Genomic DNA, 16,841 nt, shown 5'->3' with positions numbered 1-16,841 from the left:
GAAAATCTGTTATCGAAATGGGAGAAAAAAAAACAAAGTGGGAATCTGAATTTTAATGACTACATTACTATACAACAGGAAATAATACAATTAGATTCAAACGCCACCATATTGAAACAAGAATCGCATCTAACAAAAACTCAAATTAAAAAATCTAAAGAAATTTCACTACGATTAGAAAAATTAATCACAATAAAATAAATCAAAACCAATTAATTAAACAGAAGATGAAACAAAAACTTATTCTTTGTGGAGCAATGTCATTGTTTGTTCTCAAACACTCCACTGCACAAACATCATTAGGAACGTTTGATCCGGAAATAAGAGCCGAAGTGTTCTTAGGCGGGACAGTCTCCTTAAGCAGCGGGAAATTTATTAAAGATCATAAAGAGTTTCATGAAATAAATTATGCTGATGCTGATATTTCAGGTAAAGTGAAACCGATAATATTTTTTGATGCCGGTGTACAAGGACGTATGATTGCCGGACAGGAAGGTTTGTTATCTCAGCTGAGTGTATCTATTGGAATGTTTTATTCCAAAAGCGGATTCAACCATGTTTACTCCTACTCCTCAGACAATGCAACACTTGATATTACCAACAAAATGGATTATTCTGAAAGATATGTGCTGAATCATATTTCCGTACCAATACTTATCCGATATGGCAAAAAATGGTTTGTTGAAGCCGGCCCATCAATAGATCATTTTATATCAGCATCCCGGAAACAAAAACTTACCAGAAAAACCAGTGGCAGCGATGCTTTTGATGGTGGCTTTTCTACAACAGAAGAGGACAAACAAAAGTTAGACAAAGGTATTTTCAAAGAGCATCCTGTTGGATTTATACTTGGATTGGGCACCACTGTTAACGACCGTTTTTCTGTACGGCTCACCAATCATCTTTTCTCCAAAGCCTTTGAAAAAGGAAACAATTTTTCAAGCTACAATGCCCAAATAGAAATTATGTTTAACATTTTTAAAACCAAAATCAATGACTAATAAAACACTTCAAATCTACTCTATCCTGATAGCTCTTTTAGCAGTTGTCTCATCTTGCGAAAAAGACTCTAAAGACACCGACTACGGCATCAACGAGTATCAGAAAAATATGCTTAACAAAGCAATGGTTGTGGGCTCCGGAGGTAAACTTTATGATGGCCCCATGCCAGCAGCCAATGGTGGCACAATAGCAATCACTGACAGGCCTCTGGCAGTTCAGGTTAGTGCCGGTGTTCTGCTATACTTCAATTATAATACTAATAATAATGACAGTCTTTGTACCTTTTATGTACAAATAGACAGTTCCGATTCTTATTGGGCAGCACCGGTTGAATTTGACACGTTGGCGCAACGTCCGTATGTAAGAATTTTGATTCCAAACTTTGTTAGAAATGGCGACTATAAATTAGTATTTGCTGTAGGCGACTGCGCAGGTAACATAAGTAGTTTGACCAATACAGCTGTTTCAGTTACAGATCCTTTAGGATGTGGAGCTTCTTTCTCAGGCAACGTTGGTATAACAGCATTAGTAGCTAATCTAGGTGGCAACGCAGGTACTGCTTCCATCTCTTATGACATGTACAGTATTCCTGACAGGCTCGACATTCGCTACAATGGACAATGGGTTGCATCCACAGGCACACCCCTCACCCCAACAGGATATCCAAATTGTGCCATTTCTCCCAACGGCTTTGTTTCAGGGTCGAATACAATAACCTTTAATTACGACCCGGGCAAAAGCAAAATAGTAGAAATTTATGTCAGCGGTTGTAATAGCGGTACGGCTTGGCAAATTGAAGTTGATTGCCCTTAAGTTAACCCTCGTTTACAAGAGGCCTGTTCTATAAAAAGAATAGGCCTTTTTATTTTTCAAGGATGTTGTTTTTTTTAATATCCGATTCATCTTACTATATTCGTGCCACAACCAAACGGTTTTTTTATGAGAATTTTAGAGATCCGCCCCATGAGGGGACCCAACTTTTGGAGCATACGCAGACATAAACTCATTGTCATGAAACTCGACCTTCAGGAAATGGAAGAACGACCAACCGACAAAATTGATGGCTTTTTAGAAAGACTAAAAATCATGTTTCCAAGTATGCAATCGCACCGTTGCAGCGAAGACCATGAAGGTGGATTTTTTAAACGCGTTGAAGAAGGAACCTGGATGGGACACGTTATTGAACACATTGCCCTCGAACTGCAAACACTTGCCGGCATGGATACAGGCTTTGGTCGTACACGTGGCACCGGAGAACATGGCGTTTATCATGTAGTATTTTCTTACATTGAAGAAAAAGCAGGCGTGTATGCAGCACGTGCTTCTGTGCGTATTGCTCAGGCTTTAATTGACAACACCAACTATGATTTACAAACCGACATTCAACAACTGCGCGAAATTCGCGAAGACGAACGTCTTGGCCCAAGCACAGGCTCCATTGTTGAAGAAGCTGCTGCCAGAGGCATTCCATGGATTCGACTTAACAGACATTCGCTTGTTCAGTTAGGTTATGGAATTAATCAGCGAAGAATACAAGCCACTGTTGCCAGCACTACCAGCAGCATTGCAGTTGAAATTGCCTGCGATAAAGAAGACACTAAAAACCTGCTCGAAGCACAATCTATTCCAATACCAAAGGGAAAAATTATCCGTGATGAAGATGATTTAAAAGAAGCTATTGATGACCTAGGATATCCTTTAGTTATAAAACCACTCAATGGCAATCACGGCCGTGGTGCAACAATTAATATTGTCAATTGGAATCAGGCAGTAGAGGCATTAGAAATAGCCAAAAAAATTTCACGCTCGGTAATTGTAGAAAAATATATTACAGGCTACGATCATCGTATTTTAGTCATCAACTACAAATTTATTTGTGCCGCACAACGCAAACCTGCTGCTGTTGTTGGTGATGGGAAAAGCAACATCCAACAACTGGTTGATGCCGTTAATGCAGATCCGCGAAGAGGATATGGACATGAAAATGTGCTGACATCAATAAAAATTGATGAGATGACACAGAACATTTTAGAGGAAAAAGGATTGACACTCCAAAGCATTCTTAAAAAAGGAGAAGAGTTGTTTCTGAAACGTACTGCAAACCTGAGTACCGGTGGGACTGCAACAGATGTTACAGATATTGTTCATCCATACAATGTTTTTATGTGCGAACGTATTGCAAGAATTGTAGGCCTCGACATTTGTGGTATTGATATTATGACTCCTGATATCAGCGAGCCTTTAACAGAAACCGGTGGTGCCGTACTGGAAGTAAATGCTGCACCCGGATTCAGAATGCACATTGCTCCTACTGATGGCTTGCCACGTAATGTTGCAGAGCCTGTTGTGGATATGCTTTATCCTCCCGGAAGTAATTATCGCATTCCTATTATTGCTGTCACCGGTACAAATGGCAAAACAACAACTACACGTTTAATTGCTCACATTGCAAAAACATGTGGATATAAAGTAGGATTCACCACTACCGATGGAATTTATATTCAAAATCAGATGTTGCAGCGTGGCGATTGCACCGGACCACAAAGTGCAGAGTTTGTATTGAAAGATCCTACGGTTGATTTTGCTGTTTTAGAAACTGCAAGAGGTGGAATTTTGCGGGCAGGACTAGGGTTTCACCGTTGTGACATTGCCGTAGTAACTAATGTTGCAGCCGATCACCTTGGACTTAAAGGCATTAACACACTTGAAGAAATGGCTAAAGTAAAGGCCGTAGTTCCTGAAAGCGTACAACCCAATGGTTATGCTATTTTAAATGCCGATGATGATTTGGTTTCAAATATGGGACGTAATCTAGACTGTAAAGTAGCTTACTTCAGTCTCGATGAAAATAATCCTTTAATAAAAAGTCATTGTGAGAATGGTGGTCTTGCCGCAATTCTTGAAAATGGATTTGTAACAATCTGTAAAGGTACATGGAAGCTGCGTGTACATAAAGTCATCAACATTCCTCTCACCTTTTCCGGTAAAGCAGTGTTTATGATTCAAAATATTTTACCTGCAATTCTTTCTGCCTTCATCCGCAATTTTAAGATTGAAGACATTAGACTTGCATTGGAAACCTTTATTCCATCACCCGTTCAAACTCCTGGCAGAATGAATATGTTTCAATTCAAGAAATTTAATGTCATGGTTGACTATGCACACAACCCGGCAGGATTTCAGGCCATTGCACGTTTCCTCGAAAAAGTTGATGCAAAACCAAAGGTAGGTGTCATAGCCGGTGTTGGCGACAGACGTGATGAAGACATCATTGCCTTAGGAACACTTGCGGCAAAAATGTTTGATGAAATAATTATCAGACAAGACAGAAATCTTCGCGGCAGAACAGAACAGGAAATAATTGACTTTATGCTTGAAGGAATAAAAGCAGTTGACCCTTCAAAACCTGTCAAAGTTATTCCTTTAGAAAAAGAAGCTATTGACTATGCTATAAAGAATGGTAAAAAAGGTGCATTCATTGTTATCTGTAGCGATGTAATTCCTGATGCACTTGATCAAATAATGAAGTATAAAGAGAATGAAGATAAATTTGAAATGCATCCTGATGACATTCCGAATCAGTCAAACAGGTAGCTGTTAGATTTTTAAAGAGTGCAAAGAATTTTGTTGACAAGATTACTCTCTTACATTATTACTGTTTTATTACCTTAGCATGCGATTTCTAATTTAATGTCGGCATTTCTGTCAAGAATAATATTTTGTATTAGTTTAATATTTTCCTGCTGTACATTTAATACATCAGGTTCTACCTCTACATCTCAACAAAAACAGGTTGACACAAGCATATCAGAAGCTGAAATAATTTACAAAAGCAACTTTAAACAAGCCTATACAATTGCTGATGACGCAAAAAACAGAGCTGTTAACATCAATTATCTGCAAGGTATTGTCGCAAGTTCCTGCCTGCTAAGCTTAATTGAATCACAGACAAACAGAAGTAATACTGCCATTGAAGCCTTAAATAAATTGTTGTTTACATCAAACACAAACAACATTAAACTTAAACAACAACTACTGTCAACATTAGGTAGTTGTTATTTTTATATAGGCAAACTTGACTCTGCACAATACTTTCTAAATGAGTGTATCGGTTCTTATTCAGATCATGACACCACAAGGCCTTTTTTTGAAGCCTGTCTTCAGCTTTCTGAAGTCTTTATTAAAGAAGGTATTCCTTCTAAGGCACTTGACTTTTATGGAAAAGCCTATAAAATCTATCAGCAAAATACGAGTAAAGAAGGAGAAGCCTGGTTGAATAAAGTTTTAGGCAAAATATATTACAGACAAAATCTTTACGAACAATCAATCAGTACAATAAATACAAGTATTAGTCAATATGAAAAGCTGAATAGTCTGACCGGACAAATATCTTCACTGATTCAGAATGGAAACTCCTACTACAAAATGATGCTTGATGACAGTGCAGCAAGTTGCTACCAACAGGCACTTACTTATGCAAATATTTTAGGTGATGAACGTAATAAATCCATTTGCTATTCTAACCTGAGCCGTATTTATCTCGAACACAACAAAACAAAACAAGCACTTGAAACCGCATTGCACGCTCTTGAAATGATAAAACCGGGTAACTATCCGGAGATTGAGGCAGGCACCTATCAGCAACTTGGCGACATCTATGGTCAACTAGGACAAACAAAAAAAGCAATCGAAAATATTCAGAAAGCATTAATACTGGCAAAAAACAATAATCATAAAATTATTGAACGCGATTGCTACAAATCTCTATCTGAACTTTATGCATCAATAAAACAATATGAGCCTGCAATGGAAAACATTCTACAGGCATATAGAATCAAGGATAGCATTCAACCTATTTCATTTAATAACAGGCTGGCAGAGATGGAAGCGCGTTACAATCTTGAAAAGAAAGAGTCAACCATCAAATTACTCAACCAACAATCATTAATTAATCAACTCCGTATAAAAGAGCAAAAAGAAAATATTAAAAAACAAAATACTTTAGTTATTTTTCTGCTTATTCTCATTGCAACAATAATTATTGCCATATATTTTTATTTAAGATGGCGCAAACAAGCTGAGTTGTTAAACCAACAAAACACTATCAGACAAACAGAAGAGAATGAACGAATGCGAATTGCAAAAGATATCCATGATGAATTAGGTTCTGGCTTAACAAAAATTAAATTCCTCTCGGAAATTTTAGAACTGAAAATCAAAGACAATCAGCAAATAAAAGAAACATTACAATCAATTACAGGTACTTCGCATCAATTGATTGACAACATGCGTGACATGATCTGGAATATGAACCCGATGAATTCAACATTAGACAATCTGGTTGCACGTGTACGTGAATTTTCAACAGAGTATCTATACGACTTTCCGATAGAAGTGACCTATGACTTCCCTGAAAATATACCTTCAGAAAAAATAAATATTAAAATCAGCAGGAATATTCTGATGATCGTTAAAGAATCGTTACAAAACATCGTTAAACATGCCAATGCCACAAAGATATCTGTCAGAATAGAGATTCAACCTGTTTTTAAACTCGTAATTACCGAAAATGGAATAGGCTTTAACCTGAATGAAAAGACAACAGGCAACGGACTTAGAAACATGATTGAAAGAAGTAAAGATATTGGAGCAACACTTAAAATGACTTCGACATCTGGCGAAGGCTCTATGCTTTCTTTAGAAAAAAACATGAATATACTACTTTAGTAGTATTGCAATCACTATTGAAAGATTTATATTTGTTACATGACAATACAGGTTGGTATCATTGAAGACGAAAAGCACATCAGAGAGAATCTGCAAATCTTAATTGATGGCAGTGAAGGCTTCTCATGTAAACATTTATTTTCCAATGCCGAAGATGCCATTAACATCATACCTACATTACAACTTGATGTGGTACTTACAGACATTCAGTTAGGAGGTAAAACAGGCATTGATTGTATTCTTGAATTAAAAGATAAATGTTCTTCAACCAATTTTCTGATTTGTACTTCATTTGATGACTCGGAGCATGTTTTTAAAGCCCTCAAAGCCGGTGCAATGGGCTACCTTACCAAAACAACTCAGCCTTCAAAATTATTAGATGCCATTGTTGATGTTTACAGAGGTGGTTCACCGATGAACAGCCATATTGCACGTAAAGTGGTTACCAGTTTTATGGAAACACAAGTAAGTCCGGAATATGAGAAATTGTCTGAGCGCGAACGACTCATTGTTGATTTACTTTCCAAAGGCATGCGATATAAGGAAATTGCCGATCAACTTTTTTTAAGTACAGAAACTGTTCGCACTCACATCAGGAACATCTATCACAAACTTCAGGTCAATTCCAGGACTGAAGCACTTAACAAAGTATTCAAAAAATAATTACTACTAAATAGTGATTGACCACCCTTTGTAAGGGGTCTAATTTTGTTTCATTAAAAAAAAATAAAAAAATGAAACAAACATTCTCAAAAATCACCGCAGTATGGCTTGCATCGGTCATCCTCTCCCCAACCTTACTCATTGCGCAAAGCAATGAAACGACACATGAGTTGTCAAAGCCTGCTCAAAAAGGTATTCTGGCAAATGCCGAGCTAAGCCCAGATGGCAATATCAGAATGACGTATAAAATGAAGGTTGACAAAAAAAGTGATCAGGTTAATTACGAAGATTATGTTTTCGATAAAAACCTGAAATTTATTGGTGTTGAAAAAACCAAAGAAGACAAACAAACACAGCCCGATCAAAAAGTAACATTAATAAAAGCATTTGTTGGAGGCACAAACTCTTTTAATGTTATGAGTATGTCGCTAAACCTGCAACAGGAAGTTTGGGAAAGAAACTGGAACTACGACAAACAAAAATATCAATGGGGTAGCCGCATTTCTAAAGAAGTAGTAAAACCAAAAAATAACGACAGCAAGTACAGAGGCTTTGCTGCTTATGGCAATGACGATGATGGCAGTGTTCTGATACTTGCCAGTTATGACAGCGGTGATGACGATCAATTTGTTTGCCTTCACGTTGACAAAAGTTTAAATATGAGTGAAACTAAACTACCGTTGCAGGGGAAATACTCTATGGTATATTGCGGCACATTGAAATCAGGAAATATTTTTGCCGTATTTGCTCCTAATGAAGGCATGAGCGACACTAAAAAATACTATTATATTGAATGTAGTGCTGACAGTAAGGTTGCAAAAAGCAGTGAGTTCACTTCGCCATCGCCCAACATGTTGATAATGGATTATAGCGAAGCTAATGGCGATCTATATTTCATTGCCGGATCCGATAAAAGCACTGAGGCTTATAATAAAGTTTTTACCAGTTATGCCCCTATTGACAATCCCGGATACTCTACTTCCAACAACAGGCAAATGGACAAATACGAAAAACGTGTTATGGGAACCGAATTTGCCAATTTGCACTTGCTTCGATTCACAGATGGCAAACTTGCTTTTGCTTCAGCAGAGCCGGTAAAAGATTTCAAAACAAAAGTTGTTACGCCTCCTTCACAGAAAAAAGGTCAACCCTATACAGGAAAGAAAATAGTTATCGAGAATCTCTTTGTAGCACCTTCAGGCGATGTGCTTGTTGCAGGCCAGTTGTCTAACAAAAAAGTGGTGAATGGCGGAAACTCCTATGAGTTCCGGTATTATGACTATGTGTGTATGCAATTTGATAATCAGGGAAAATTAACTGCACAATATGCGGTTAACAAACTGTTAGATGATAGCAAGAATGAAGTTTTTTCAGCAAATCAAAATTTTATTCTATCTGCTGATGGCAAATCAGTCTATTGGGAAATTTTAGAAGTACAGGCAGCTAAATACTATGCTTCAGTAGCAGCTGCATATAGTGGCAACTATTCCCTCTCATCACACTACTTTCCACGTATTGCCAATATCACCCTGTCAAATCATACTATAAGTAATTTTACCGAGCTAGGTGAAAAAGGGAAATATTTAGTCTATCATAGCATCACCAGTCTGACGGACAAAGACAACAACCGCTTCTACATCGGACATGATGAAAACTACAAAAACATTTGGTTAGGTAAATACTCATTCCGTTAATAATACACAGCAATTTAAAATATAGAAAAAATGAAAAAGATAATTATTCCCATTTTATGCATTGCTACATTAGCATTCGCATCTTGCAAAAAAAAGGACAAAGACAATCCTCATTATACATGTAGCAGTTGTGTAACACAGGCAGAAGCATTAGCTGCAAACGATGGAAGCAGCAAAGGTGTTTATAAAGGCATAATCATTGGCTCGTCAGGTACCATAAAATTCTCCATACAGAATGGCACCAATGATATTACTGCAACAATGGTTGTTGATGGCGTTTCAGCAATACTAACTTCTACAGTTAGTTGGGTCAGTGGTCAACCATACATAGCGCCTTTTACAGGTACATTAAATGGACAAGCTGTGAGCATAACTTTCTCTGTTCAAAGCAATGGTAGTACACCACAAATTATTTCATCAAACATTCCGGGTCACCCAAATGCAGTGTTTACCCTCATTAAAGAAACTTCTAATGCATTGGTTGAAGGTTTTGAAGGCACCTATTCTACTACAGAACCGGAGACAGGAACTTTCAACATTCTGCTTTCAAGACCTTTAAGCCAGTGGGGCGGAATATTGCGTGAAAATGGTCAGACATCAACCAATGATGTTTCCGGAACAATAACATCTTCTGGCGAACTATATGATGACAACAATATAAAAGTCGGAACACTTACGGGCGATGAGATTGATGGTACCTTTACCGATAACAGCGGAAATACCGTCACCGTTGATGGTCAGCGCACCTTATAAAAAACGGGGATTTTATTCCCACCCTTAAAGGAGTTCAGCAGAAAACGTTCTGCTGTCTCCTTTTATTTTTTTATTCTCAACAATAGGTTATCAATGACTTGTACAAAAAATCCTGATTTACCAAAGTACCCTCCTACTTATAAGCCGGACAATGACCGCCTTTACCTTTTTTAAATCGGATGTTATCGTAAATGTCACTTGTGTATTTGAATCCGAAATAAAAATCAAGACCATTCATTTCATACAAGCCGGGCCACCAACCAAGATTATCACTACCCAAAACAAACCATTTATATCTAACAGCAATTCCTGCTCTGAAAAAGTTGTACTGATACATTGACATTGGCAAACTCACCTCAATTCTTCTTGTCTCAAAACGTGGTGTAAGAGAAACTTGTGAAGCACGTGTTACACTCCTGTCGAAAATCTGAATATTCTGAACGACTGCCAGATTGAGATAATACTTTGGTGTTATACTCCAGTCAGCCTGAAATGAAGCAGCAGCAGGAAGAATCATATTAAATCCATTACCACTACGCGACAAGTAAGCATCGCCATAAAGCTTTGAGCTAAATACTGAATCTGCATGTTCATAACCTGTAATCTTGGTAGTATCAAACCCCGGCCAAACAGCAGATACATTTTTCAAACTAAAAGTTCTTGCATTGCCATTAAACCTGATAAAGCCAAGGTCAATGAGCGAAAGTCCAAGTTTCAAATCGTATTTCTTCAATTTAACTCCTGACATTCCGGGTTTATAGGCCTGCCCTATGTAGTTGAAAAAATGTTGAACGCCAAAGTTCAGTGAAGCCCCTGCACCTCTTGGATGCAGGTAATTGTTTTTATCATCATTTGGAATAGAATGCCCGTAGTCAACTTCAATATTTTTTATATTTAATAATGATGCATCTGTAAAATTATAATCAAGTACGGTTGAATTGATATAGGTACCACTCATCCCTAATAAAAAATTTACTGTGCCACCTGCAGTTGTAACATTTTGTCTGTTGGTTAATATTGTCTTTGCAAAAGTAAAACCGGCTTCGGCATACACCAGTGCGCCTGCACTGAAGGCAGTAGAATTCCACGGGGTCTTATGCTGTGGACTATAGTCACTTCCTTCCCAAAGAAATTTAGCTAAATGATAGGGTACATGAATAGCGCTAAGCTGACTTCGTAGAGAAAAATGTATTCCGAAGGCAGCTTCGTCATTTCGCCAAACAGCAGAAGGTCCTTTAAGTAATAAATTACCAAAAGCATTCTTTGGTGTTTTATTATAATGGTCACTATAGTCTTCGTGACGTAATGGAGCAAATCTTGCAAACCTGCCTGTTGGAATATCTGATGCCGGAAAGTAAATATAATCATTCTGAAAAAAAACATCTCCTGAGAGTATGTTAAATTCAAAGCGATATGGCATTGTTGCTATGGAGGCCGGGTTCATTTCAATTCCCATATTTCCTGCAAAATTACTGTGTGCTATACCATTCATTTCCTGAGCTAGGGTTAGATTAAAACTGCTGAAAAATAATATTAAACAAGCTAAATAAAATTGCCTGTTCAGCACTTTAATCCTGAAAAAAGTTTGCAACATAATATCCGGTTTCACTTTCTGAATTGCTGCAAAATTAATTATTGCATTTCTTAATCAACGTTAAAAATTAATAAGTAATGGGTCTAAATTTGGATTATTTCTGCATTTTTGCAACATGAAGAAATTTTATTTTCTTATTCTATGCATTTTTATTGTTATCTCTTCATGTAAGGAGAAAAACAAGCTTAACGATATAGACTGGCTAATTGGAAAATGGGAAGGTACTGCAAGAAACGGTAATATGTTCTATGAAGAATGGAAAAAACAATCAGACACTGTATTTATCAACAACAACTATCATTACGAGGGTGAAAAACAGGTTTTTGGCGGAACTTCCAAAATAGTATTAAGAAACAACCATCTTTATTACATCAATGATAGCGACAGCCTCAAACTTCTTCAATGGGAAGCCGAAGGGCACAATCCCACCTCCATGACTTTTTATAATGCAAAAATTAAACCCTATGACCGGATAACTTTTTCACTGTCAGAGCAGAATACATGGGATGCAATGCTTATGGGGCAGAAAGACACTGTAAAATATTCTTTAAAAAGAAAAATAATGCCTTATTAAACTGAATATTTTTTTATCTTATTTTTCATAAGAAATGAGTTAAATTCTGCACTTTTGCACTTCTTAATTTTAAAATTATATCACAAATTATATATTAATGAAAAAGATTTTTCTACTACTTTTTATCAGTACCATAACCATTTCAGCAGGTTTTAGCCAAAGCTGCTTTACAATTAACAGCATTCTTGTAGATGCCTGTGGGTCACCCGAAGGCGAAAATGAAATGGTTCGCTTTACTGTTGGGGCTTCACCTTTACAAGTAAGCTCATTAAATGTTACATGGCCGAATACAAGTCTTAATTTTTTGGGTATCTGTCAAAATGCTACTACAACACAAAAAGTAGCTGATTTGAATGCTACTATTCAATCATGTGGCTATCTGCTCGAACCATCAAATGATATTTTACCTGAAAACAGTAAGGTTATATTAATTACCAGTGAGAATTTTAACACTGCATTTAATTCTTTTGCTAATCTGACAGATACCATGTATGTTATTTTTCAATGTGTCGGAAACACACAAGGGCATTTCAGAAACTTTTCTTCAACAGTTACGACACCACGCATTTTAACTATGAATTTTGGAGCGGTATGCACCCAATCTGTTTCCTATTACCCTAATTTACTGATAAATCAATTTGGACAATTAGATACTGCAGCACAGGATGGTTCAAGTGTAGGATATGACTCTCTAGGAAATGCAACATATTACAATAATGGTTGTCAGGCACCGATTATTTCTTTAACGGCAACATTACAAAGTAGTGCCATAACAGTTTGCTCCGGCAATACAGTTACACTAACGGCAAGTAACCTTACCGGAAATTATTCGGGGTATTTCTGGAGTGGCGGCAATGGCACTTTAGCTACACCTAATAATCTTGTCACAACCTATCAAACCAATGCAACCTTTACAGGAACAGACACCATTCAATTTTCCATGCTTGGTCAATGTAATGACACTATCACAAGTAACATATACTTAATTGTACAGAATGGTCAGCCTGCATCCATAACCGGACCTTCAACTGTTTGTACAGGCGACAGCATAACATTGACTGCATCTTCAGGAACAGCATACCAATGGAGCAACGGTGCAACAACGCAGTCCATTACCGTATTAAATCCCGGATCTTATACAGTTACGGTGACCGGAACCTGTGGAACACCTACAGCAACTGCCACCATTTCAGGGGGCACTGCTCCTAACATTACCGTTACACCTGGAACGAATGTTAGCATTTGTGCAGGACAGTCAGTAACCTTAGCTGCTTCAGGGGCAACAAGCTATCTGTGGTCAACCGGGGATACAACATCATCAATTTCTGTAAACACAGCTGGGACCTATACTGTTAGTTCATCAAATGCTTGCGGTACATCGTCAGTAACTATCAATGTTACACAAACTACAACACCTATTGTAAACATAACTTCAAATAGTGGAACAGAAATTTGTCCGGGACAAAGTCTCACGCTCACTGCATCAGGTGCAAGCACCTATATTTGGTCAGGAGGTCAAACAACACAATCAATCACAATCAGTGCTGCCGGCACTTACACAGTAACCGGAACCAGTTCATGTGGTACTGCATCCAATACAATCACAATTACTGCAGGCAGTGTTCCTTCAATTTCAGTTTCACCGGGTACATCAGTAAATATTTGTAGCGGGCAGTCTGCAACTTTAACTGCATCAGGAGCTACAACCTATCTTTGGTCAACAGGTGCAAATACGGCTTCTATAAATGTAAGTACAGCCGGAAACTATACCGTTACATCATCAAACACATGTGGCTCTGATACTGTTGTTGTGAATGTTACTGTAACAAACACACCTTCTGTTTCTGTAACATCTACTGCAACTGTAATCTGCCCCGGACAAAGTGTTACGCTGACTGCCTCAGGTGCTTCATCCTATTCGTGGTCTGGTGGACAGACAGGAAACTCAATTACTGTCAGCACAGCAGGTGTATATACTGTTACCGGCACTTCAACCTGTGGCACTGCAAGTGCTAACGTTAATTTGGCACAAGGCGCAGTTCCTGTTGCACTAATAACAGCACCATCCACTATTCTTTGCAACAACGGTACATTAACATTAACAGCAACAGGCGGTGACAGTTACCAATGGAGCAATGGCACAACAGCAGCATCAACAACAATCAACGCTCCGGGAATTTACGTAGTTACCGCAACAAACACTTGTGGCAGCGATACTGCAAATTTTACGATTACTTCAACAACAATTGATGCAAATTTTACAGCAAGTGTTTATAACGGACAAGCTCCTCTGACAGTAGATTTCACCAACAACAGTTTAAATTTTACTTCAGGATCATGGGCGTTTGGCGATGGAAACTCTTCTACAAACAACAATGCATCTAACATTTTTAATTATGGCGGCACATTCAACGTAGTGTTAACTGTAACGGACAATGCAGGTTGTACAGACACAGCATCTGCTATTATTGAAGTTGTTGACGACTCATTAATAATTCCAAATGTTATAACTCCAAATAATGATGGAAAGAATGATGTATTTATTTACAACAGCACTGCAATAAAAAGTGCAGAAACAACAATCTTTAACCGCTGGGGTAAAAAGGTGACATCCTATTCTGACTGGAAAAACGGTTGGGATGCCAAAGATAACCACGCAGGTGTCTATTATTATGAAATAGAAATCCAATTGCATAACGGAACTTCTAAAAAATATCACGGTGCACTCAATGTCATCAAATAATTATGTGTTTTAGCTAAAATAATTATTACCCAAAATAAAAAAGTGCAGATCAGAGTCTGCACTTTTTTATTTTAAGAAAAACTGTAATTGAATTTTCACCAAACTTACCAATTCACGACAAAACAGTCATGGCTGATAAGCTATATTTGCTCTTCCTTTAAAACACTAATAATGAGATTTTCCGCAAGCATTTCTATTTTACTTCTAAGCATAGTTATGTTTAGTCAAACTTTGGCGCAGCCACAGGTAAATATTGTTGAATTTGCCAATGGCATCTATGGCAAAACATCTGAACTTGCCACCAATGGCGATGGCAGAATGTATGCAGCAACACAACTAGGATATATTTATATTATTAGTCCCGGAGGGGCTGTTGACACTGTTCCATTTTTAGACATTAACCATAAAGTAACCCCAACATCACTAAGTAATACTGGCGAACAAGGCTTATTAGGTCTTGCCTTTAGTCCTAATTATGCTACCGACAGTAGCTTTTACATTTGCTATACAAACAAAACCGGTCATGGCAATAGTGTTCTTGCCCGTTACAAAAGAAGCGCTAACCCTAACGTTGCAGATACTGCAAGTGCAGAAATAATATTTGCATTAGCACAGCCTTATACCAACCACAATGGTGGCTGTTTGAAATTTGGTAATGATGGTTATTTATATTTCGCGCTTGGTGATGGTGGCGATGTTGGTGATCCGGGTAACAGAGCACAAAACATGAATATGTTTTTCGGTAAAATATTAAGGATAGATGTTTCACAACCTGGTGCATATACCATTCCATCAACCAATCCTTTCTTTGGAGTTATGAATGTTAAGAATGAAATATGGTCAAGCGGGTTTCGTAACCCCTGGAAATTCAGTTTCGACAGACTTACACATGACATGTGGATTGGTGATGTAGGTCAGGATGTATGGGAGGAAATAGATTTCCAAACTGTCAGTTCTTCCGGTGGCGAAAATTACGGATGGCGTTGCTATGAAGGTTTTGTAGCATACAATACAAGTGTAGGATGTACCGGGAATTATGTTTCACCTGTCCACGCCTATAGTCATGCTTCAACAGGTGGATGTTCTGTTACAGGCGGATTTGTATATCGTGGCACTGCCTACCCTGCGCTATATGGATATTATTTCTTTGCCGATTTCTGTAATGGAACAATTTATGCATTAGATCCAAACAACGGCAATGCCGTTACCGTTGCCGGAACTTTTCCCGGGCGTGCATTCAGCACCTTTGGTGAAAATGATAATGGCGAATTATTTATTGCAGATTTGATGAATCAGAAGGTATATCAGATTACAGACACTACCACTTCAATTTCTGAATATGCGAATGAACTAAGTCATGCATCAGTGTCTTTCAATCAAAAAGAACAGTCTCTTCAATTGGCTTTAACTTCTAAAAGCAAGAATCAGGCAAACCTTAATCTCTATGATCTAAAAGGTGTTTTAATTGCAACGTGGAAACTGAGTTTAAAATCAGGAGGCAACACATTTAACTTACCTATTAGCCTTAACGCAGGAATTTATTTAAGCAACATTACTTATGGTAAGGCTTCGCTCAACATAAAAATACCGGTAATAAAATAAATTTTCTACCTTTTTATTACCTCAGGCAGTGGTGTTCCTGCAGGTATAAATTTCAGAGAGCTGGTATTTACACAATGTCTGGTATTTTTAGCTGTAAATCCTTCGCCTAAAAAAACATGACCTAAATGTCCCCCACAATTACTGCAAACAATTTCTGTACGCATGCCATCAGCATCAGGAATACGTTTTACCGAGCCTTTAATTTCATCATCAAAGCTAGGCCAGCCACAATGCGCCTCAAATTTATCTGCACTTCTATAAAGTGCTGCATTACATCTGCGACATACATAAGTTCCTATATCTTTTTTAAGATAATAATCACCGGTAAAAGGCCTGTCGGTTGCTTTAAACAACAAAACTTTCTCTTCCTGAGGAGTCAATTTATTATATTCCATTTTTTTACTGTTTTGTGCTGTGCTCAGTTGCCACATAACCATCAAGACAACTAAGACAATATTAAATACTTTGATTTTCATTACTAAACTTTAT

12 protein-coding genes are annotated in these 16,841 nt (G+C 37.6%); 10 read left to right on the top strand and 2 right to left on the bottom strand.

The window, feature by feature from the left end:
- The first annotated feature begins 227 nt into the window (after positions 1-227).
- From V9G42_08080 to V9G42_08050, 7 genes are all read left to right on the top strand, one after another.
- On the top strand, positions 228-1,001 hold the full coding sequence (locus V9G42_08080) for a hypothetical protein (protein ID MEI2759369.1): 774 nt from the start codon (positions 228-230) through the stop codon (positions 999-1,001).
- Positions 994-1,815: a hypothetical protein gene (locus V9G42_08075; GenBank protein ID MEI2759368.1), complete on the top strand. Its 822-nt coding sequence runs from the start codon at positions 994-996 to the stop codon at positions 1,813-1,815. The genes V9G42_08080 and V9G42_08075 overlap by 8 nt, the downstream gene beginning before the upstream one ends.
- A 126-nt stretch (positions 1,816-1,941) precedes the next feature.
- On the top strand, positions 1,942-4,596 hold the full coding sequence (gene cphA / locus V9G42_08070) for a cyanophycin synthetase (GenBank protein MEI2759367.1): 2,655 nt from the start codon (positions 1,942-1,944) through the stop codon (positions 4,594-4,596).
- Between the two features lie 96 nt (positions 4,597-4,692).
- Complete coding sequence (locus V9G42_08065) at positions 4,693-6,729, top strand: tetratricopeptide repeat protein (GenBank protein MEI2759366.1); 2,037 nt, start codon at positions 4,693-4,695, stop codon at positions 6,727-6,729.
- 39 nt (positions 6,730-6,768) lie between these two features.
- A complete protein-coding gene (locus tag V9G42_08060; GenBank protein MEI2759365.1) occupies positions 6,769-7,392 on the top strand; it encodes a response regulator transcription factor in 624 nt (207 codons plus the stop codon).
- Positions 7,393-7,463: 71 nt separating this feature from the next.
- Entirely contained in the window at positions 7,464-9,086 is a 1,623-nt protein-coding gene (locus V9G42_08055) for a hypothetical protein (GenBank protein ID MEI2759364.1), read from the top strand.
- 30 nt (positions 9,087-9,116) lie between these two features.
- On the top strand, positions 9,117-9,839 hold the full coding sequence (locus tag V9G42_08050; GenBank protein MEI2759363.1) for a hypothetical protein: 723 nt from the start codon (positions 9,117-9,119) through the stop codon (positions 9,837-9,839).
- Between the two features lie 133 nt (positions 9,840-9,972).
- On the opposite strand, the gene V9G42_08045 is transcribed toward V9G42_08050, so the two are convergent.
- Positions 9,973-11,448, bottom strand: a complete 1,476-nt coding sequence (locus V9G42_08045) for a DUF5723 family protein (protein ID MEI2759362.1) — start codon at positions 11,446-11,448, stop codon at positions 9,973-9,975.
- A gap of 100 nt (positions 11,449-11,548) precedes the next feature.
- On the opposite strand from V9G42_08045, the gene V9G42_08040 reads away from it, so the two are divergent.
- From V9G42_08040 to V9G42_08030, 3 genes are all read left to right on the top strand, one after another.
- The gene (locus V9G42_08040) at positions 11,549-12,007 is read left to right on the top strand and encodes a hypothetical protein (protein ID MEI2759361.1); all 459 of its coding nucleotides are present in this window, start codon (positions 11,549-11,551) and stop codon (positions 12,005-12,007) included.
- A gap of 97 nt (positions 12,008-12,104) precedes the next feature.
- Entirely contained in the window at positions 12,105-14,750 is a 2,646-nt protein-coding gene (locus tag V9G42_08035) for a gliding motility-associated C-terminal domain-containing protein (GenBank protein ID MEI2759360.1), read from the top strand.
- A 171-nt stretch (positions 14,751-14,921) separates the two neighbouring features.
- Positions 14,922-16,352, top strand: a complete 1,431-nt coding sequence (locus V9G42_08030; protein ID MEI2759359.1) for a PQQ-dependent sugar dehydrogenase — start codon at positions 14,922-14,924, stop codon at positions 16,350-16,352.
- Positions 16,353-16,357: 5 nt separating this feature from the next.
- On the opposite strand, the gene V9G42_08025 is transcribed toward V9G42_08030, so the two are convergent.
- Positions 16,358-16,828, bottom strand: coding sequence for a methionine-R-sulfoxide reductase (locus V9G42_08025; GenBank protein MEI2759358.1), 471 nt, complete (start codon positions 16,826-16,828; stop codon positions 16,358-16,360).
- Positions 16,829-16,841: the final 13 nt, after the last annotated feature.

The organism is Bacteroidia bacterium, from assembly GCA_037045145.1.
In the GTDB taxonomy this organism is placed as follows: domain Bacteria; phylum Bacteroidota; class Bacteroidia; order AKYH767-A; family OLB10; genus OLB10.
Note: the sequence above shows the minus strand (reverse complement) of the source record. Positions and strands in the feature narration are given on the sequence as shown.

Excerpts from the sequence above, each read along its gene's own strand:
- cphA (MEI2759367.1), top strand. The coding sequence starts at position 1,942 with ATGAGAATTTTAGAGATCCGCCCCATGAGGGGACCCAACTTTTGGAGC.
- V9G42_08065 (MEI2759366.1), top strand. The coding sequence starts at position 4,693 with ATGTCGGCATTTCTGTCAAGAATAATATTTTGTATTAGTTTAATATTT.
- V9G42_08075 (MEI2759368.1), top strand. The coding sequence starts at position 994 with ATGACTAATAAAACACTTCAAATCTACTCTATCCTGATAGCTCTTTTA.
- V9G42_08080 (MEI2759369.1), top strand. The coding sequence starts at position 228 with ATGAAACAAAAACTTATTCTTTGTGGAGCAATGTCATTGTTTGTTCTC.
- V9G42_08050 (MEI2759363.1), top strand. The coding sequence starts at position 9,117 with ATGAAAAAGATAATTATTCCCATTTTATGCATTGCTACATTAGCATTC.
- V9G42_08030 (MEI2759359.1), top strand. The coding sequence starts at position 14,922 with ATGAGATTTTCCGCAAGCATTTCTATTTTACTTCTAAGCATAGTTATG.
- V9G42_08060 (MEI2759365.1), top strand. The coding sequence starts at position 6,769 with ATGACAATACAGGTTGGTATCATTGAAGACGAAAAGCACATCAGAGAG.
- V9G42_08040 (MEI2759361.1), top strand. The coding sequence starts at position 11,549 with ATGAAGAAATTTTATTTTCTTATTCTATGCATTTTTATTGTTATCTCT.
- V9G42_08035 (MEI2759360.1), top strand. The coding sequence starts at position 12,105 with ATGAAAAAGATTTTTCTACTACTTTTTATCAGTACCATAACCATTTCA.
- V9G42_08025 (MEI2759358.1), bottom strand. The coding sequence starts at position 16,828 with ATGAAAATCAAAGTATTTAATATTGTCTTAGTTGTCTTGATGGTTATG.
- V9G42_08055 (MEI2759364.1), top strand. The coding sequence starts at position 7,464 with ATGAAACAAACATTCTCAAAAATCACCGCAGTATGGCTTGCATCGGTC.